At 52.9% G+C, this 18,492-nt stretch carries 19 protein-coding genes, 1 tRNA gene and 2 pseudogenes; 5 read left to right on the top strand and 17 right to left on the bottom strand.

What is annotated here, in order from left to right; all coding sequences use genetic code 11:
* The first annotated feature begins 29 nt into the window (after window positions 1–29).
* Together ACNY69_RS06400 and ACNY69_RS06395 are read left to right on the top strand one after the other, a co-directional pair.
* Complete coding sequence (locus tag ACNY69_RS06400) at window positions 30–311, top strand: lipoprotein (RefSeq protein WP_111141179.1); 282 nt, start codon at window positions 30–32, stop codon at window positions 309–311.
* Window positions 312–824: 513 nt separating this feature from the next.
* Window positions 825–1,700, top strand: a complete 876-nt coding sequence (locus ACNY69_RS06395; protein WP_111141180.1) for an SMP-30/gluconolactonase/LRE family protein — start codon at window positions 825–827, stop codon at window positions 1,698–1,700.
* Between the two features lie 34 nt (window positions 1,701–1,734).
* Here the strand turns inward: ACNY69_RS06395 and ACNY69_RS06390 are convergent, their stop codons facing one another.
* The gene (locus ACNY69_RS06390; RefSeq protein WP_111141181.1) at window positions 1,735–2,961 is read right to left on the bottom strand and encodes an L-lactate MFS transporter; all 1,227 of its coding nucleotides are present in this window, start codon (window positions 2,959–2,961) and stop codon (window positions 1,735–1,737) included.
* A gap of 294 nt (window positions 2,962–3,255) precedes the next feature.
* Here ACNY69_RS06390 and ACNY69_RS06385 point away from each other — a divergent pair, with 294 nt between their 5' ends.
* Window positions 3,256–3,489, top strand: a complete 234-nt coding sequence (locus ACNY69_RS06385) for a hypothetical protein (RefSeq protein WP_111142270.1) — start codon at window positions 3,256–3,258, stop codon at window positions 3,487–3,489.
* A gap of 36 nt (window positions 3,490–3,525) precedes the next feature.
* On the opposite strand, the pseudogene ACNY69_RS06380 reads toward ACNY69_RS06385, so the two are convergent.
* A pseudogene (locus ACNY69_RS06380) lies at window positions 3,526–4,095 on the bottom strand (DMT family transporter); the annotation flags it as partial.
* Here ACNY69_RS06380 and ACNY69_RS06375 point away from each other — a divergent pair.
* Window positions 4,096–4,626, top strand: a pseudogene (locus tag ACNY69_RS06375) (VasL domain-containing protein); the annotation flags it as partial.
* 455 nt (window positions 4,627–5,081) lie between these two features.
* On the opposite strand, the gene ACNY69_RS06370 reads toward ACNY69_RS06375, so the two are convergent.
* The 10 genes from ACNY69_RS06370 to ACNY69_RS06325 all read right to left on the bottom strand — a co-directional run bounded on the left by ACNY69_RS06370 (window position 5,082) and on the right by ACNY69_RS06325 (window position 14,146).
* The gene (locus ACNY69_RS06370) at window positions 5,082–7,049 is read right to left on the bottom strand and encodes an ATP-binding protein (protein ID WP_418797641.1); all 1,968 of its coding nucleotides are present in this window, start codon (window positions 7,047–7,049) and stop codon (window positions 5,082–5,084) included.
* A 396-nt stretch (window positions 7,050–7,445) separates the two neighbouring features.
* Window positions 7,446–8,258, bottom strand: a complete 813-nt coding sequence (locus tag ACNY69_RS06365) for a hypothetical protein (protein ID WP_418797639.1) — start codon at window positions 8,256–8,258, stop codon at window positions 7,446–7,448.
* 15 nt (window positions 8,259–8,273) lie between these two features.
* Complete coding sequence (locus ACNY69_RS06360; RefSeq protein WP_418797637.1) at window positions 8,274–8,549, bottom strand: ogr/Delta-like zinc finger family protein; 276 nt, start codon at window positions 8,547–8,549, stop codon at window positions 8,274–8,276.
* Entirely contained in the window at window positions 8,540–9,100 is a 561-nt protein-coding gene (locus ACNY69_RS06355) for a phage polarity suppression protein (protein ID WP_418797635.1), read from the bottom strand. The genes ACNY69_RS06360 and ACNY69_RS06355 overlap by 10 nt, the downstream gene beginning before the upstream one ends.
* Window positions 9,097–9,840, bottom strand: coding sequence for a phage polarity suppression protein (locus tag ACNY69_RS06350; protein ID WP_418797633.1), 744 nt, complete (start codon window positions 9,838–9,840; stop codon window positions 9,097–9,099). Before ACNY69_RS06350 ends, ACNY69_RS06355 begins: the two co-directional genes overlap by 4 nt.
* Window positions 9,841–10,251: 411 nt before the next feature.
* A complete protein-coding gene (locus ACNY69_RS06345) occupies window positions 10,252–12,924 on the bottom strand; it encodes a DUF927 domain-containing protein (protein ID WP_418797631.1) in 2,673 nt (890 codons plus the stop codon).
* Between the two features lie 9 nt (window positions 12,925–12,933).
* The gene (locus ACNY69_RS06340) at window positions 12,934–13,311 is read right to left on the bottom strand and encodes a DUF5375 family protein (RefSeq protein WP_418797629.1); all 378 of its coding nucleotides are present in this window, start codon (window positions 13,309–13,311) and stop codon (window positions 12,934–12,936) included.
* A complete protein-coding gene (locus tag ACNY69_RS06335; protein WP_418797627.1) occupies window positions 13,308–13,589 on the bottom strand; it encodes a hypothetical protein in 282 nt (93 codons plus the stop codon). Before ACNY69_RS06335 ends, ACNY69_RS06340 begins: the two co-directional genes overlap by 4 nt.
* Before the next feature lie 28 nt (window positions 13,590–13,617).
* Complete coding sequence (locus ACNY69_RS06330; protein WP_418797625.1) at window positions 13,618–13,974, bottom strand: hypothetical protein; 357 nt, start codon at window positions 13,972–13,974, stop codon at window positions 13,618–13,620.
* On the bottom strand, window positions 13,967–14,146 hold the full coding sequence (locus ACNY69_RS06325) for a host cell division inhibitor Icd-like protein (protein WP_418797623.1): 180 nt from the start codon (window positions 14,144–14,146) through the stop codon (window positions 13,967–13,969). Before ACNY69_RS06325 ends, ACNY69_RS06330 begins: the two co-directional genes overlap by 8 nt.
* Window positions 14,147–14,277: 131 nt before the next feature.
* On the opposite strand from ACNY69_RS06325, the gene ACNY69_RS06320 reads away from it, so the two are divergent.
* On the top strand, window positions 14,278–14,451 hold the full coding sequence (locus ACNY69_RS06320; protein ID WP_418797621.1) for a hypothetical protein: 174 nt from the start codon (window positions 14,278–14,280) through the stop codon (window positions 14,449–14,451).
* A gap of 33 nt (window positions 14,452–14,484) precedes the next feature.
* Here the strand turns inward: ACNY69_RS06320 and ACNY69_RS06315 are convergent, their stop codons facing one another.
* From ACNY69_RS06315 to ACNY69_RS06295, 5 genes are all read right to left on the bottom strand, one after another.
* Complete coding sequence (locus ACNY69_RS06315; protein ID WP_418797619.1) at window positions 14,485–14,703, bottom strand: helix-turn-helix transcriptional regulator; 219 nt, start codon at window positions 14,701–14,703, stop codon at window positions 14,485–14,487.
* 101 nt (window positions 14,704–14,804) lie between these two features.
* Window positions 14,805–15,674, bottom strand: a complete 870-nt coding sequence (locus ACNY69_RS06310; RefSeq protein WP_418797617.1) for a hypothetical protein — start codon at window positions 15,672–15,674, stop codon at window positions 14,805–14,807.
* A 32-nt stretch (window positions 15,675–15,706) separates the two neighbouring features.
* Window positions 15,707–16,960, bottom strand: coding sequence for a tyrosine-type recombinase/integrase (locus ACNY69_RS06305; RefSeq protein ID WP_418797615.1), 1,254 nt, complete (start codon window positions 16,958–16,960; stop codon window positions 15,707–15,709).
* 186 nt (window positions 16,961–17,146) lie between these two features.
* A tRNA-Arg gene (locus tag ACNY69_RS06300) sits at window positions 17,147–17,218 on the bottom strand.
* Between the two features lie 316 nt (window positions 17,219–17,534).
* On the bottom strand, window positions 17,535–18,470 hold the full coding sequence (locus tag ACNY69_RS06295) for a formate/nitrite transporter family protein (protein ID WP_293772083.1): 936 nt from the start codon (window positions 18,468–18,470) through the stop codon (window positions 17,535–17,537).
* Window positions 18,471–18,492 lie beyond the last annotated feature (22 nt).

Below are 18,492 nucleotides of genomic sequence, written 5' to 3'. Positions count from 1 at the left end.
AAACTGCGCGGCAACGTGAGGACAATCTGATGAAAAAACTCATTACCGGCGCGGTAGCGCTGATATTGCTGACAGGCTGTACTGCCAGCAAACCCGGGGCATTTGAACGTGTTGATGAAGATCCGACCTCAAATACTGTGCAGTATCGTTTTGATCCGCTCAAGGTCAATCGTGATGCGATGGATATCGATCTGGCGAATTACTGCAGTAATAAAGGATTCGATAAAGTCGAGGCGCTGCCAGCGCAGGAAAGTCATATTCCGGGACTACAGAAAGCGTGGTTCCAGTGTAATTATGCGTTGAAAAGTTAAATAAATCGGGCGGGATAATTATCCCGCCCTTAAAGTGTGTTTCTTTTATTTTATGCTGTGTGACATCTTTGCCCGTCAGTGGCGATGGTGACCGCCATGATACCCACCGTGATAGCCTCCATAGTAGCCTCCGTGATACCCGCCGCCACCTCCGCGGTGCCAGCCGTTATCATGTCTGGGAGTGATGATACATCCGCTTAATAACGTCATCAGCGCAATGACCGAAGCGACTTTTATCAATCTCTTCATAGGAATTCTTCTCCTCTTTTCCCATGAGGACGACACTACGCTGAAAAAGTGGAGTGAAGATGCAGGCTTTGTAGAGTTATTTAATCAGATATGACGAAATATTTCAGAATGCGGATTTTTGCAGCGGATCGAAATAAGAGAATCAGAATGGGCTGAATAATAAATACTCTCAGAGAGAATAGTCTCAAAATCAAGCGAAAATAATCTTCCTCTGAAAGTTTTTACAACTACATTATTAGCATGTCAGTTCAACAGGAGAGAAACATGGCGCACGACGTGAAACATAGACTGGCTTTGCAGGCAGAGCTGGGCGAATGTCCGCTCTGGTCGGTCAGGGAACAGGTGCTGTGGTGTGTCGATATTCTGGCACCCGCCATTCACCGGTTTGACCCGGTCAGTGGCGAGCTGCAAACCTTTCCGCAGGCGGAGCATGTGGGCTGCATCGGTCTGCGTGAGCAGGGAGGGCTGATCGCCGCTCTGCGTAGTGGTGTCTGGCTGCTGGATGCGCAGGGTAAACCGGAGAAAAAGATTGCAGACAACCCTGGTGAGGCCGCGCAGAGCCGTTTTAACGATGGCCGCGTCGATCCGTGGGGCAATTTCTGGTGCGGCAGCCTGTGGGAACCACAGGATAAAAATGGGGGGCTGCTGTGCCGCGTAACACCCGACCTCAGGCTGGAGGTGAAAGCGCGCGACATTAAAATCTCCAACGGACTGGCCTTTTCGCCTGACCGGCGCTGGATGTATCACAGCGACACGCCGAATGCGGCGCTCTACCGCTATCCGTTAGATGAACAGGGCGAACCGGGTGAGCGCACGCTGTTCCGCCGTTTCGACGCCAAAGGCGGCTTACCGGATGGCGCAGCGGTGGATAGCGAAGGTTTCTACTGGTCAGCACAGTTCGATGGCGGGCGCGTGGTGCGTATCGATCCTCAACGTGGAGAGATCGTCGATGAGATCCTGCTGCCGGTGAAGTGGCCGACGATGGTGGCTTTTGGCGGTGCCGATCTGAAAACGCTGTTTATCACCAGTTCGCGGGAAGATCGCACGGTAGAGGAGCTGGCGCGCTATCCACACTCCGGCGATATTTTTGCGGCGGAGGTCGCTGTCGCAGGTATGGCAGAGCCGCTGTTTCGCGGCTAGAGAGAAGCGGGCCACGTAAGGCGGCCCGCGCTGTTTAATGACGTTGCAGAACCGGCGCCGTCGTGACGGAACTCTGTGGTAAGCGGATGGTGAGTGACAGGAACAGGGAGATAACCAGCAGCGTCATGATCAGGCTGAAGGTGACGGTGAAACCGCCAGACAGCGAGGCGACCAGGGAACCCAGCACGCTGCCGATACCAAATCCCAGATAGAGCAGACCGTAGTTTTTGGTCAGATTGTTGAGACCGAAAAAGTCACTGACCAGCGACGGGAACACCGTGATGGTTCCGCCAAAGCTGAAGGCGACACAGGCGAGCGAGAGGAAAAAAGTCACCTCGTTCATCCGGGTAAAGAGCAGCACGCTCATGCCGATCAGTGAGACGATCTGCGCCAGCGAGATAACCCGGATACGCAGCATTCTGTCAGACAGCACTCCAAGCACCAGACGGCCGCTCAGGTTAGCGATCGCTATCACGGTGACGGCGCTGGCGGCACTCTGAGTCGAAAGATGCACCAGACCTTCGCCGATATCTTTGGCGACACCGATAACGTAGAGCCCGCTCATGCAGGCGGTCAGAAACATCAGCGCCAGCATCCAGTACTGCGGCATACGGACGGACTGGGCCAGTGTGTAATCCCGCGCAGGCTGTTGTCCCTGATGACGGGAACTTTTTTCCTGAACGGGCGCGTCACGCATCAGCAGCGCACCCAGGATGATCATCGACATCGCTATCACGCCCCAGATCATAAAAGTCTGCTCCAGACCGATCGTCGCCAGCAGGGCCCCGCAGATAAATTTGAAGCCCAGGCTGCCCAGACCATACGCGCCAATGGCGCAGGCGGAGATCATCCCTTTGCGTTCCGGGAACCACTTCACACAGTTAGAGAGCGTCATCAGATAGCCCGCGCCATCGGCCAGACCGACCAGCAGACCGGCGCTGAAATAGAGCATCATCAGGTTATCCGCCTGCGACGTAAGCCAGAATCCCATTGCCATCAGGATCCCGGCGCCAATCGTCACGCGGCGTACCCCAAACCGCTCCTGCAATTTACCGGCCAGCGACGAGGCAATAGCCAGACCCAGACTCAGCAGGCCAAACGAAAAAGCAACCTGACTGATGGGTGCATCCAGCTTCTGCGACAGCTGGCCGTTGAACAAACTCCATGTATAAACTGACCCCAGTGCGAACTGAGTGATGACGGTGCCGAATAATGTCAGCCAGCGTGAACGCTGGTAAGAAACCTGCTGAGTCTGGTTCATCATTTATCTCTCCCATCCGGGAATCTGGAAACTGCGGTCAGCATAACGCAGTCGCGTGCGCGGGCAGGCGGCAAAGGTATGAACGGAACGGATCGGGGAATGAAATGCCTTTCATCGGGTATGAATGGCATTGCGTCGTAAATCGCGGCACGGCGGTGCTGCGTGAAAAGTAACCAAAAAGGCAGCTTAATCAGGAAGCGTAACCACCCGTAAGATAATGTTTCAGCGCGTCGGTTAGGTGTGCAGGTTTGCGGATTATTTGCCAGGCTAATAGTTCACTTAACAGGAGGAAATATGAAAGACCGGACATATGAATCCACCACCAGTGAGGATGAAGTTTGCTGCATCATCGGTCAGGCCGTGATTGAACTGAGTACAGAACAACAGCCTGTGACCAAATCGACGCTGGCATTGAAACTGCTATCGATGGCCGATCGCGACAGCGATGATGAGCGTGTTCTGCTCTACTGGATCGCCCGTAAGGCGATCAATCAACCACAACAACTTCTTCAGCAGCAGTGGGCATAGTGCCTCTCCGGATGCGGGCCACCGCCCACTCTCTTGTCAGACGGTGACCCGGCGACGGCTTGCCGGCCAGCGGGCAAACATCACGATATTGCCCAGCAGAATCATGACAAGGCCAGGGATGGCGCTGGCATGCCATTCATATCCTTCGTAACGGGTAGAGAGTGCCAGCGCCACCAGCGGAAACAGAACCGTCGTATAGGCTGCCCGACTGGCGCCAATCCGTCCCACCAGTGTGAAGTAGGCCCCGAAACCGACCACCGATCCTACGATAGCCAGATAAGTTAACGCCCCCAGCCACTGCGTATTCCAGGTCGGTTGCAGTGAAACGCCCTGCAACAGCGAAACCAGTGCCATGATCAGCGCACCGTACAACATGCCGTAACTGTTGGTGGTCAGCACATCACGCTGCAAACGCTGATGCCGCTGACTGATCATATTGCCGAAGGAGAAGCCCAGTGTGCCCAGCGCACTCAGACCGATGCCCCAGATCAGTCCGGCCGAGGCCTCCGTGCTGCGTAAATCGTGCCAGAACAGCGCAACGATGCCGGTCATCCCCAGGGCGATGGCCGGGATTAGACGCACGGAAGGGCGCTGACGGAAGAACAGCTACCCGCCGCGCTCACGCCGGAACAACTCGATGCATTACAGCACCGCAATCCGCTGCCGCAGGCTCTGCTGGCAGAAACAGCGCAGCAGCTTACCCGGCTGGACCGGCTGCCGCCTGACTGGAATATTCGCTACAGCCAGCAGCTGGCAGAACAGGCGCAGAAACTCTGGCCGGAACAGGCAAAACCTCTGATGCAACGGTGGCAGCAGCAACTCAGCGCGGCTGCCCTGCCAAAAGAGCAGCTTAATGGCTGGCATCAGGGGATGTCATCGCTTCAGAAGCTCAGCGACAGACTTAACGGCCTCGACGAGCAGAAGGGAAAATATATGACGGTCAGCGAACTGAAGTCGGCAGTTTTTTCCACCATTCAGGCGTTTAATCAGTCGCCACCGGCTGAAGAGCAATTGCGGATCCTGTCGCAAATGCCAGCGGATGAACCCCTGCCTGATGCAGCCAGCGCGCAGCTGGAGATGCATCTGAAACAGCTGATTGCCCGCTACGCCGAAATCAGGCAGCGAGCATCCAGATAAGAAAGGTTTTTCAGCCCCCGACGCTGGCGGATGATAACCGCCACGCTTCCACCGCTCAGACGGACAATGTCGCGCATTTGCGGAGCGCGCTGCGCTTTCCTTCAGAAGCGAACGGGTACCAGCCCGGACATCGTTTTGCTCTGCCGGTAAACAGTCAGCATCATCAGTTCGTGTCGGGTATTGATAAGTTTCAGGGTTGAGCAAGAGAGAAGGCTGGGGCGATGAAGGTGGATGGCGATCAGAGTGGTGTCCCCTGCAGGAATCGAATTTTATTTTAATTTCTTGTTTTTAATGTAAAAAAATCAAAATTAAAGATTGGATACCATCATGAATACCATCAGTGCAGCGAGTCTACTCATATGTAGAAGTGCTCACAAAGCAAACAAAGATCTTTGATTTACAAAATAGAGCACTTGACTAAACGAGATTAAATTATTTTCAATGTATGATACCTATCACGCCGTTTTTTTTGTTATCTCAGCACTTATTTCATCTGGCCCCATTTCTTGAGCAATTTCAATCTCTTTAAGCTTTAGCTTATCAATTAAGTCATTATATCTAAGATCATATTCATTAAGAATTTGCTTCCAAGTTCTAACATAAATCTTCATGTTGTTTGTTTTTTGCACTAAGCCAAACTCACCATGAATTTTGTTGGATTCAAGGTCTGATGCTAAATTAGCTGCCGTTATTTTACTTTGAGATATATCATTCCCAACCAAAATAAAATCCCATCTAGTATTACCATCGTTAAATTCATCAGTATTCGAAATAATGTTTTTATATAATTTAATTTGATTAAGTTCTTCATCGCCAAGTTTGATGCTTGGTTTTTTTAACTCGATTACAATGCAGTGAAAATACTCTTCATTGTTTTCTGTGTAGCGCTTTATTTTTTGAGCGGCAAATATATCCATTTCTTTAAGTTTATCAGGGTGAGAGACGCTGTATTTATTATAATGTTCCTCATTAAAGCCTTTGACTTTTTCTAGATAGTTTCTTAGTGCTTTATCAAATTTTTCTTCTTCGGATGAAACAAGGGTGTATTGCTCACCAAAAAGCCATAAATTATTTTCTATGTTTTTTTGCACGTGATTGACTTCATATGAGATCTTTTTGTTTTCATATATAACTTTTTTAAAGTAGTCAATTATATCTAGTCTGTCATTGATGAATGATAATGTCCGTGTAATATTAGACAAAGAACTTCTTTTTATAACAGATGAAAGCTTATCAATTTCATCTTCGCTTAGCGATATAATACCTTCAAAAATATCAAATAAATTGGATAAATTATTGGTTTCAATAATTCTATCTATAAGCTTTACTAGTACTTTCTTTTGCTTTTTATTAAGTGAAGAAAAGATTTGAGGTTCAGCTTCATAGATTACCTTAATAGTTTCAATGAGTTGATTCCTTTTGAATTCGCTAAGCATCCTATTTTCACCTTTGTACTCGGGAAATACTCCTTCAGTTAAATAAGTTTGGATGAGATTGTCGGCAGCGTTATCCTTGTACTTTCTATATTCTTCTCTGAGCTGCCTTTTAACTGTAGCACTGATGAACTTGAAAGCCTCGGACTCAATAATGTTATCGCTTGGGCTTAGAAGATCGCTCTCTTCGGTAAAGTTATTAAACCAATCTGAAGTTACATAGGAAGAACAATCAAATCCTTTTCTGTTCATTTCGGATGATTCTTTATGCACTACATTGTTATTACTATCTAAGTAATAAATGCAAGACTTCTCTATAACCGGCTTCTGCGACCAGATTACTGTTTTTAGGTTGAATGTATCAGTTTCAAATTCGGTGACTGTTGATGATGATGCATAATTAACTGGCTGGATGTTATTGCCATTTATAATTAGGTTTAATTCAGGGTTGGTTATTAATAGCCAGGAAACATCATTCTGAATAAATGGTACAACTTCTGAATTAAAATGCTCTTCAGTGATTGTGATTGGGTTGAAATATACTTTAGTGCCGGGTTTTTTTTCTGAGTTTGGCAGTAAGTCTGAATGCTCATATTCATTTAGATGAGATGAAACAATGCTAAGTTTAAATTCTTTGCCTGAGTTCCAGCTTGTCCACTCTGCTTTATCTGAAAACTTACAGAAAGAAAAACGACCTTTTCCTTTATGTCCTCTGGTGGTAGGCGTTCTTTTTATTCTTTTCTTTGAATCTAAAAATTGCCCGAAAGTGTCGTCAATTTCATCAAAGTTTATTCCCATCCCATCATCAATTATTTCTATTGATGTCAGTCCACTGAGTCCATTAGGAATGGTGTTAATAATCACAGTTTTTGCATTAGCATCAAAAGCATTCCAAACATACTCGGAAATGGCTTTTTCAGCTGTAAGCTTTTCCAGCTGGCTTTGTATGCTTGTTTCAGAGTTTTTAGTTTGTTTTTTTTGAATAGCCATAATCATCCTGCATCCATACCAAGACCCACTGTAAGGGAGATTGTAATGGTTTTTTTAAAAAACACTATAAGTTGCAATGAGCATACGCTGCGTTCATTTAAAGAGCATGCGCATGCTCTCATGGTTCTGTGCATTGTGAAAGCAGGTGTTAACCATGGCCTTTACCCCTCTGCGCGCGCTCGTAGCCCCGCCACGCCTGCCCGCTTTATGCAGTGGTTTTCATGCACCTGCATGAGTGGCTCCGGGCCGCGCCGCTGCTGGCCTTTGCTGCCGCTTTAGGGTGCCTGAGACTCATGCGTTTTCATGCAGCATAGACATGCACGCTCACGCTGACGAGCGCAGGCACAAAAAAGCCCGGCACATGGCCGGGCATCTGTGGGATTTTAAATCAGAGACTCAGAAAATTTTGCGCTTGCGCCGGTCGGTTCTGGCTCCCCTGACAGGATAAGCGCCAGCCAGGCTGATGACGTCATCGCGGAACATCAGCGGCAGGTTTTTATGCGTCCACTTCTCAATGAGGTTCACGGCAAATTTACGGTACAGCGTATCCGCATCGTTCGCTCCCTCAATCACGCCGGGCGCATGCACCGAGCCGTTTCGCTCAAACTGGCTGTATTTCATTCTGAGCAGGCTGCCGAGTTCAACGCCGTTCACCATAAAAAATTCATCAATGAGCGTGTCAATACGCTCGTCCGTAATGCCGTCATGGCAGAACACATAGGCATTTGCCTTTCGTCCGGTCGCATCGGCCAGCGCGGGCAGCTGTTTTTCTCTTTCGGCAATCAGTCCGGCAAGGTCAGATGCCGTTTCCTGCTGCTCCAGATATTCTGCGCGCAGCGCTTTCATTTCCGGCGTGACGGTGCCGCCGTTCTGCTCAAGCAGCTCACGAAAGCGCGCACGGTTGTCCTGGCTGGCCTGCTCCGTTTCGGCCTTACGCTGGCGCAGCGCGCTGATGTTCTCCTCAGCGGCGGCTTCTGCCTGTTTTGCCTCCAGCCAGGCCAGCATTTTGCACTGGAGGTCCTGTACGCGGGCCTGCCAGCCAGCGGGAAGATCCCTCACCAGCGCGGTCGTGTGGCTGATAACGTCGGCCTCGGGCAGCTTCAGGAGCCATCCCGCATCCTGCAGCGGCTTCCGGCTTCTTGCCACGAGCGAGCCAACGAGTTCAGCGGTTGTCTTCATCTCTTCTTCTGTCATGTTCTGCTGTGTCATGCTTTTTTCTCTCTGTCAGGGCTGTGCGTGGCGGTCGCGGCGGGTGCAGGCGTCGCCATAGCGGCCCAGCGTCTGCGGCTGACGCGCCGCGCTCAGTGGTTCAGTTGCGGGTTCTGACTCCACAGGCTTCTGCGGCTTCATGATGATTTTCTCGACGCTCTCCAGCGCGGTGAACGTGCAGGAGCAGTCAAGGTTGGTGCACTGATACCAGGTGCGCTTGACGGTCGCTGACTCGTAGGCGCTGGTGCGTGTGTGCGCGGTGGTGCCGCACTCCGGGCATTTCAGGGCCATTGCGCGCCCTCCTGCGAAATCCGGTCCCGGCGGTGCGCAAAGCGCAGGTGCTGCGCGGGGGTGTGGCTGCCCTGACAGTCGCGCAGCATACCGGCCTCCGGGGCAAGGCCCGATTCGGCCAGCGCGTCCTGATAGGCTGCGGCCACCGCCGGGCGCGTCCGCTGCACCTCACGCGCCACGGCGCTGCGCAGCAGCCGGGCGGCCACGTCAAGCCCGCCGGGGCCGTTCAGGAACGGGGCCAGCGCGGAGGTGAGCGCCGGGCCGTGTTCGCTCATAAAACCGCTGAGCGCATCCTCCGTGCAGGCCTCCAGCACCATCCGCTGTGCATAAACGCCCTCGCGCGCGGCGCAGTTAATCTGCCAGTCCAGCACCGCGATGCGCTCGCGCAGCTGCGGCACACGCTCACTGTAATCAGCCGTATTTTCGCCAGCCGTGAGCAGGGTATTCAGCGCCGCTTCGGCCTCCTGACGCTCACTCAGGTGTGTCTGCCACTGGCTGCGGGCGGTGCGGAACTGCGCCAGCGCCTGTGCGGGTGTGGTTGCAACGGTCATTGTGCCTGCTCCTTCTGCGCCATTTCGCGGCGGATCAGCATTCTGTTCCGCGCTGCCGGTGTCGGGCCTTTGCTGAGGTCAGCGCGGGCTGCATGGTCCGGGAACACACCTGCCAGCCTGAAGGCTGCGTCCTCCTCCGGCAGGGCGTCGCGCTCAAGCGCAGGGCGCGTGATGTGTTTAGCGATGAATTCCCTGAGCACGCTTTCCGGGTCGTTGACGCCCCGGACGACGCCGGTGGTGATGGATGCCTCGCGGCCCAGCGTAATTTTCAGCAGGCTCAGCGTCTGAATCAGCGGCCCGCCGTGCGCCTGCATGAAGTCCTGCCACAGCTGCATGGCGCGCAGCCGGACGAGTTCGTTATGGGCGCTGATGTAATCTTTCGCGCGGTCGGCAGTCTCCCACGGCAGGAACTCACTTTCCTGTACGTGCAGGGCCAGCAAGGCGTCAAACTCTTCCAGCGACTCGCGGTCGAGCGCAATCTCCGTGCGCAGCTTCTTCATCTCCGGCGTCATCACGCCGCCGTTCTCACGGAACAGCCTGCGCCATTCGTCGTTCTGTGCGGTCGCGTTCGCCTCAGTCTCCGCGCGGCGCTGGCGGATGGTGTCAGCCTGCGAGGCCGCTGAATCCTGTTTATGGCGCGTCTCAATCCAGGCGTTTCGGGCTGCGTTTACTTTTTCCAGCGCGCTCTGCACGGAAGCGGGGAGCGCATCAGCTGCTGTTACGATGGTGTTATCGGTCATGGGCATTCCTGTCGGGTTATTTTCGGTCAGTCAATTGTGCCGTGGCTGGCACAGTGCATCTATCTGCGGGCTGTGTGTGGTGGCTGGTACAACGCCGGTTGGCATGACCGCCGTGCCTGACTACCGGCCTGCCAGAAAAAGAGGCTTAAACGGCGCTGCATATCAGACTCCTTCCTTTTCTGATGTAACACGGGTAACAGGTGTTACATCGTTGTATCTGAAAAGGTTTTTATAAAATATCTGGTGTAACACGACGGGTAACAGGGTGTAACAGCGGAGAGGAGAACTGTTACACCCGTTACACCTCACCGATTTATAAGGTGTAACAGGCTCAGCCCTTGCCGGATGCCGCTGTTACACCTGTTACACCTGTTACCCTTTAAAAATAAGACTCACGCAAAGCTCTTAACGTCAGCCCGGCACCTCGCTGTTGAAGACGTAGAGCCTGCGCACGTTCATCTCTGGCGGGCGGATGCTGGTCTGAAGCTTGCCGTCGGCGGAGGCCATGAGATAGCCACGGTCGGCGCACAGGCGCGCCACCTTGCGCGGGTCAAACCCCCTGCAGATTTCCTTCCAGCCGGACGGCATGACGTAGAACGTCGTGGCCGCCTCGGTGCCCTGCGCGGTATTGCCTTTTTCCACCCTGCGCCAGCCCACCATGTTGCCGGGGCGGTTGCGCTCGTCGTGCCAGTCGGCAAAGCGGCTGTACTGGTTGGCCGTGAAGAAGCTGCGCACCTGCTCAAGTGCGGCAATGTCTTCCTGGTTGGCGGTATGGCCGCGGTCTTTCAGCCAGGCGTTCAGGCATACGCGGGTTGCGCGCAGCGCCTCACCTTCCTGCCAGCCGGTAATACCCAGCCGGGTCGCCAGCTCACCGGCCATTGCCACCAGGGCAAAGCGGTTGACCGCGCGGCCCACCTGATTGCCCGCGTCAGACGGGGTCAGGGCGGCGGTGTACTCCTTCAGCAGCGTTTTAGCCTGGGCCGTCAGCCCGTTCAGGTCGGCGGTCAGCGCCTTCAGCCACTCGCGGAACGGTGCACCGTAGTAGCTGGCCGTGGCCCATTCCAGATGTTCGGCCAGCGCCTTGCCGCTACCGAAGCCGTGCAGCTCCTCAAACACGCCGAACTTCCCTGAGTCGCTGGGTATCTGGATCATCCTCACCTCCATTCCGGCAAAGGTGCGCTCACCCGCCTTCGCGGCGTGCTCGGTCAGCGACAGTTCGCCGGTGGAGAAGAACAGCAGCCGCCACTGCTTGCGGGTGCGCAGCTCGCCGTCCGTACCGGCACGGCCCTTGCCCTGACCGTTTGCCAGCATGTAGGCGATGTTGCCCGCTTCGCGCCCGTCCACCTCGCGGATTTCGTCGAGCATCATGGCCGCGTCGTTGCGGCGGCTGGCGCAGCCCTCCAGCGCGTTGCCGGTGGCGCGCCACGTCTGCCAGTAGTCCGGCCCGCCGCACACGGAGGTGGCCGCCTTCATGGTGGTGGTCTTGCCGTCCGTGGATTCCCCCTTGAGGTGGTAGCCGCCGCCGTCCATGCCGACCAGCCGCAGCAGCGGGGCGGCAAAGGCGAGGCTGACCGCAAACGCCACGCGGGAGTTGCCGGTGCAGAAGCGGGAAACGTGCTCGCGCCACTCCTCCGTGGTGCCGGACACGCGGAAATCGCGCCCCTGTACGGAGGTGGTCTGGAGTATCACGCTATCGGCCCCGTCGCCGCTCACCTCGTCCTGGAGGACGTAAACCTGACCGTGCCAGCCGGTGCGGCTCACGCAGGTCACGCGGCGCTCCGGCTTGCACAGCGAGATATATTCCATCAGGCGCGCGCGGGCCTCGCCGGTGGTGCTGATGTACGACAGGCCGTTGACCAGCAGCACCCGTCGCAGCTCCTCGCCGCTGCCGCTCAGCATCTCCATCGGCATGGCCCAGCGGCGGCGCTCGCCCCAGGTGTCCTCCCACTCCAGCAGGCGGCCAAAGTTGCCGCCGTCGGCGTCGCAGGTGATGGCCGTGACGCGCAGCGGATTGCAGATTTTGACGTTCTGGATTTCGGTTTCGCCGTTGCGCTGCACCTGCTTTTCGTACCAGAGATACTCCTGCGTCAGCCGGAACCCTTGCGGCAGCTGCGTGCGGCCCTCACCGCACAGCACCAGACCGTTACGGAAGGCTTCGCGGGCGCGGGTCAGGCCGTGCTCCCGGTGAAAGTCGTTCCAGTCGGCTTTGATTTCGCCCGGCGGCAGGCTCACCCAGCCACTGACGGCTTTTGCTGCCTTCTCCGCAAACGCCCTGCCGGGATTCTCTCCCGCATCCTGAAAATCGTTGTCACCGGCGATGATGATTTTCACCTCCGGCCAGCGCGCCCGCAGCGCCTGCGCCACGTTCGGCAGGTTGCCCGCCGAAATCGCGGCCACCACGCACCCGGCGGTCAGCTGGCTTACCGTGAGCGCCGTGGCGTAGCCCTCGGTGATGGCCACCTGCACCGGCGGCTCAGGCGGCAGCGGGTTGATCGCCACAAACGCACCCTTCATGGTGCTGCCGGGCAGCAGGCTCTTTTCACCCGTGGGAGCAATCAGCTGCGCGCCGGTCACCGCGCCGTCTGATGTGGTCAGCGGCAGCAGCAGGGAACCCGCAGGGAAGGCCGTGCCGCCAACGCGCTGTGCGCTGCCGGTCAGACAGGCCGGATAACCGGCAAAGCCTTTGCCTGCGAGGTAAACACTTTCACCACTGTGGCTGCCCTTCACCAGCGCACTGACGGTGGCGGCCATGTCGCGCTTCGGGGCTTTTTCTCTGGCAGGCTTAACCGGCAGGGCCTGCACGTCACGCCCGTCCAGCACCTCTGCCACCGCCTGCGCAGCCTGCTTTCCCCCTTTGCCCGTCACCAGCTTTACCAGGTCAAGGCCGTCACCGTGGCCGCAGTGGCTGCAAATCCACGTACCCCGGCCCTCAAGGTCATCCATGCGGAAACGGTCTTTGCCTTCACACTTAGGGCAGGGGCCGTGCCTGCCGCCGTCGGGCACGTTCACGCCCAGCACCTGAAGAATGACCGGCCAGCGGCCACGCGCGGCGGCAGTGATGTGTGATACTGACTGTACTGTCATAACGCCTCCTTAATGCCGGTACAGCGACGCGCCGGTGTCGCAGAACGATTCAAAAGCCGCCGGAAGCGTGGCGTAAAGCCCTTCCATCACCTCACACCCGCGCGCCGTCAGAGCGGGCGGCGCGGTCAGGAGCGTCGGCTCCACCATGTCGGTAAGCAGGGCCAGCGCCGCCGCAGCGCCGTGTGCTTCGCCATACTCGTTAACCATCGCGCTCTCAACATGCAGGGCGATAGCCATCTCGATACGCTCCACCGTCATGCGGTGCGGGCCGCGCATTTCGCTGCCGGTGTCGGCCAGATGCCTGGCCCGCCATGCGGAAGCAATGGCGCGGCGGTACAGTGCCGTGGTCAGTTCCGCCGGAAAAACGGATACCTGTGGCTTCTTCATGCGCGGATCTCCTCAATCAGTGCGCAGCAGCGCGTGACGTCTGTCAGGTCGGCGCGCAGGTAATCCATCAGTGCGGCCAGGCCGGGCACGCTGTGCGCGCTGAATGAACCCGGACAGGAATGCTCGGAAAACAGGAGCTGGAGGAGGTCGCAGGCTTCCTTTGCACGGGTCAGCTTTTCAAAAGCGTCTTCCGGCAGGCCGTAGGTAAAGGCGGCAAAAGTACCGTTTTCAGGCAAGGGGATGCCCTGAGCACCGTTGTGCCCGATTGAAACTGTCATGATTTACTCCGTTAAAGCTGGCTGTATGTCAGAGGAATTTTGAGTAGTGGCCGTCGTCAGGCTCCGCAGGCTGCTGTGCAGCCCGCTCCCGCCAGCGCTCGTACTTCACCGTGGGATGCAGATTAAACGGGCTGAACCCGCCGCTGCCTCCGGTCGGGGCGGTGAGGCGATGCGGTGCACCGGCAAGCCGGGTGTAGTTTTCCTCAAACCACGCCAGCGGGGAGGAGGTCACCTGACCGTCGCTGTCGTAGCGATACAGCACCTCGTGACTGAACTCAGGGTTAGCGGATGCGACTGACGCAGGCGCATCTGTAAAGCGCAGTACCGTCACCGTCCAGCCCTGTGAATGCTGCCAGCGTTCGCCGCTCTGAGGATATTCACGCATGGCAGCCTCCGCGGCAGGGCAGGCGGCCCGCAAAGAGCAGGATGTAATCAGTCGCCATCCGGCTGCGGGCGCTGCGCTCGTCAATGGCACTAATACGCAGCATGGCGGGGCGGCAGGACAACTGAGAACGGTTGATTGCCGCGAAGATCCAGGTAGACTTTTGTTTAGCCATTTTCGTTATCTCATCTAACGAGTGGTTAGGTGCCCGAGTTATGTTCCAGCATGCTCGGGCATTGTCTTTTATGGTAAGTGCCAGTACAATGGTAATTACCATGTAGGTTAATATAGGTATTGGTAATTACCATGTCAACACAAAAAGAGAAAAGATCACCGCCTTTCCAGATGCGGCTTACCGATGAGTTTAGAGAGCAATTAGAGAATGAAATGCGCAAAGATGGTGATGCAGCTTTAGCGTCATGGATAAAAAGAATTCTTCGTAAAGAGCTGCAAGATCGCGGCATAACACCAAAAGTTTGATATTCAGAAAACAGGCATAATTTCGCCTGTTTTCTAACTATGATTTTCATCATTGCTCTTAGCTCTCAAGTCTACCCATTCACGAATTTCCTCAGCTTTAAAGATTGATACCCTTTCGGATAAGCGGGTGGATTTTGGAAAGTCGCTTTTATTTTTCTGCCATCTCCACAATGTGACAGTACTTATCCTGAGGAAATCAGCTGTTGCTTTGGGGCGAGCATGGCCTTCAAGGGGGTAGGAATTGTTCTTCATGAATTTACCTGCTGTGTTAAGTTAACTATGAAATCAACACAGCGGATTAAACTATAAAAAAAACGGAGTTTCTTCGAAATTTTGAACTTGTTGTTAAAAATTTAGAGCTTCAAGTATCTTTCTAATGTTGGTGATGAAGGTATGTCATAGTCAACTTCAATACCTTTCCTCTTTAAGTTTTCTATATATTCTCTAAAAAGCTTATGCCTGTTGTTTGCAGTAGTGCTTAAAATATTTTTACTGATGGTTGGATTTGTTTTTATTAAAAATTTAATGAATTCAGAAAGTTTCTCTTTATGAGGGGATATGATTGTTTTTTCATTTTTATTATCGTCATCGAAATTTCTAGCGCCATCAACTAATGGCATTTCATTTCCGCTAATGGCGTGCGAATGAATTTTTTCGATGTATTTTTTAGTTATGAATATATTTGAAATTGATACGTCCATGCATTCTTGATTGTCTGGATGAAATAAGCATGACATTATTTGACTGGATGGTGAGACTATCGCAGTTATCGATTCATAATGTTTTTCATTGTTATTTAATAAATCCAGTAAGTTCCTAGAGGTTATTGACCAGATGCCCGATGCAAATGCTGGTATTTCATATTTTGTAATATGATTTTTAACTACAACTTTGGGTTCAAGCCTCTCCATATTTTCTTTTTTTATACTAAACAATTTTGAGTGGTGAGACCAAAGTTTTTGAACTCTGGCGAGTTCATTTAGAGTCATAACATTCTCATTATATAGCTTGAAAGCATCACCTTTCTTATTGTGTATTTCGGTGATTAATTTTCCTTTTTTTTCGGATAGTCTCAGGCACAAAGTTATTGAACCTACATCATGCCAATGAAGTAAATCTTCTATTTCGCATTTTAATAGTCTTATTGCTCGTGAGAGTGAGCAAAATTCAAGGGGAGCGATTTCGTTGGCTGACCACACATTTTTGCTGTTTCTATTACTCATAATTATTCCTCTAAATTTTGATAATTATGGAATTACATCTCATGCGGAGAAATAAAACCTTCAGAGTTTCTTGAAATATAATTAGACCACCACTGCATCATTTTGCGCCGTTCATGCATGTGCTGTGCCAGGTGAGTGTAAGCTGCACGGACTTCGTTTCTTTCTATATGACTCATTTGACGTTCAACTGCATCTCTTGACCACAGTCCAGACTCAGTAAGAGCTGAGCATGCCATAGCTCTGAATCCATGAAGACAAATATCTACCTGTGTGTCGTACCCCATGTTGCGTAGTGACTTATTAACTGTGTTTTCACTCATGGGTTTATAAGGATTGCTATCTCCGGGGAAAATAAGCTCATATTTCCCACTAATTTCTTTTATATTTTTTAAAATATTTATTGCTTCATTAGATAGAGGAACATAATGGATGCTGCCCATTTTAGCACCGCGTTCTGAGTGCTTTACTCCATCAATTTTTTCCCTCTTAGCAGGGATAATCCACATAGCAGTCTCGAGATTAATTTCTGCCCATCTTGCGTGCCTAAGTTCGCTGGATCGAACAAAGGTGTGAAGGGACAATAAGACCGCTAGTTTGGTTAATGGTCTTCCTGTGTACTCTTCAATTTTTGAAATTAACTCACATAATCTTTCTAACGGAAGCGCAGGGCGATGTTTGGTTTTGGGGTTGGTAATTGCCCCTTTGAGATCGTGCGTAGGATTGTATTCAACAATCCCAAGCTGAATAGCGTATCGAAAAACACTTGCAAGAGTAGTTTTCACTCTTCCTGTTGTGGATCCAATGCCTTGCTCACTCATTCTTACCAGCAACTTTAGAAGATCGCTTGTTTTTAGTGAATTTATAGGTTTAGTTCCAATAAACGGAAAAATATGATTTTCCATTTCTCTGAGTATCTTTATGCTCGTAATTTCTTTCCACTCAGGATGACCAATAGCGCCTTTGTGCCACTCTAAAGCGATAGTTTGGAATGTCGATGATGTTGGTTCTGTCGGAGCTATCCTTTTAGTAACCCTTGGGTCAACCCCCTCAGCTAATAGTTGTCTGGCTTCATCTCTGCGTTTACGTGCTAGTGCTAGCGAAACGTCAGGGAAGACGCCCAGCGCTAACGTAGCTTGCTTGCCGTTGTATCTGTAGTTCATTCGCCATGCTTTAGTCCCGTTCTTTTTGACTAAAAGATACAGGCTGCCACCGTCGGTCAGCTTGTAGTCTGTCTCTTTGGGTTTGGCGTTTTCAACTTTTTTGGGGGATAGCTCATTAAGTGCCATGAGGAGTGATCTTAGCTATTGGTTGATGGTATCGGCTTATCGAACCGTGAATACCATCAACAATACCATCAGAAGCATGCAATGTCATGAAATGAACTGAAACCTATTCGAGGCTTCATTCATTGATTTTAAAGGGTTTATCGGGGATTTTGTGATGTTATGAAACGTGATGAAATGAAAGAAAATTGTCCCCTGCAGGAATCGAACCTGCAACTAGCCCTTAGGAGGGGCTCGTTATATCCATTTAACTAAGAGGACCGCGGCGCGCAGTATAGCGCAAACAGGCCGGGAGATTCACTACATCGGTGTGCGTTTGCTCATTCCGCCAGCAATCGGGTAATTTGCCTGAGCATAACAGGGCACCACGTGGCGGAAACCGTTACATTCTGGCGCGGGATGATGCTCAGTTGCAGAGGCGGTGGTAACCGGCAGAACAGTGGCGCGTGCGGCCAGGGCGGGTGCAGGCGTTGCTGCACCCGTTAAGTTCCCGCTGGCGGCGCAAACGCTCAACTGCTGCACTATCTCAACGCAGAAAGCAGACCGGTCCGCTAAAGTGGCGCTGTCTGCCAGAGCGTTACTCTGCGTTTTCCTGCTCTTCGCGCTGACGGCGCTTCTCCTGCTTACGCTTCTCCGCCTTCGCTTTAGCCACGGCAGCTTCACTCATGTCATTGCGGATCTGCGCATGACTGATCAGGGCAAAAATCAGCGTGCCGCCGGTAATGTTGCCGAGCAGGGTCGGCAGGGCAAACGGCCAGAGGAACTCATGCCAGCTTATGCTGCCACTGAACACCAGATAGAGCACTTCTACCGATCCTACGACGATATGCGCCAGATCGCCCAGCGCAACCAGCCAGGTCATCATCACAATCACCAGCAGCTTGGCCCCGCCCGCAGAGGGGAACATCCAGACCATAGTGGCGATAATCCAGCCGGAGATCACCGCATTGGCAAACATCTCGCCAGGCGTGTTCTCCATCACCTTCTTACTGATCTCCGTAAATGCCTGACGGGTCGCCTCGTCGAATATCGGCATCTCATTAAAGGCCAGCGCACCCAGCGCTGTGCCAATCAGGTTACCCAGCAGCACAATCCCCCACAGCCGTAACAGCAGCCCGCCATTACCCCAGGTGGGCTTATGCATCACCGGCAACACGGCGGTCACGGTGTTTTCGGTAAAGAGCTGCTGCCGGGCCATGATGACGATGACAAAACCAAAGGTATAGCCGAGGTTCTCCAGCAGGAACGCACCCGGAACGCCATCAAGGTGGACCTGGAATATACCTTTCGCCATCAGTGACGCACTCATAGAGAGGCCCGCCGCAATCGCAGACCAGAGCAGCGCCATGCCGTCGCGCTCCAGCTCTTTTTCCCCATCCTGGCGGATCTCTTCATGGATTGCCGCTGCACGGGAGGGCAGCGCCTCCTCATCGACTTCAATATCAGTGCCCTGTTCCTTCTCTTCACTGTCTACGTCATTAGGACCCTGTTCATTACCTGATGAAGGCTTCATATTTTCTCCTGGTGATAGTGCT

Origin of the sequence: Pantoea graminicola, from assembly GCF_048452665.1 — a bacterium.
Classification (GTDB): domain Bacteria; phylum Pseudomonadota; class Gammaproteobacteria; order Enterobacterales; family Enterobacteriaceae; genus Pantoea.
The sequence above is the reverse complement of the archived record's forward strand: the minus strand, read 5'-3'. Positions and strand labels throughout refer to the sequence as shown.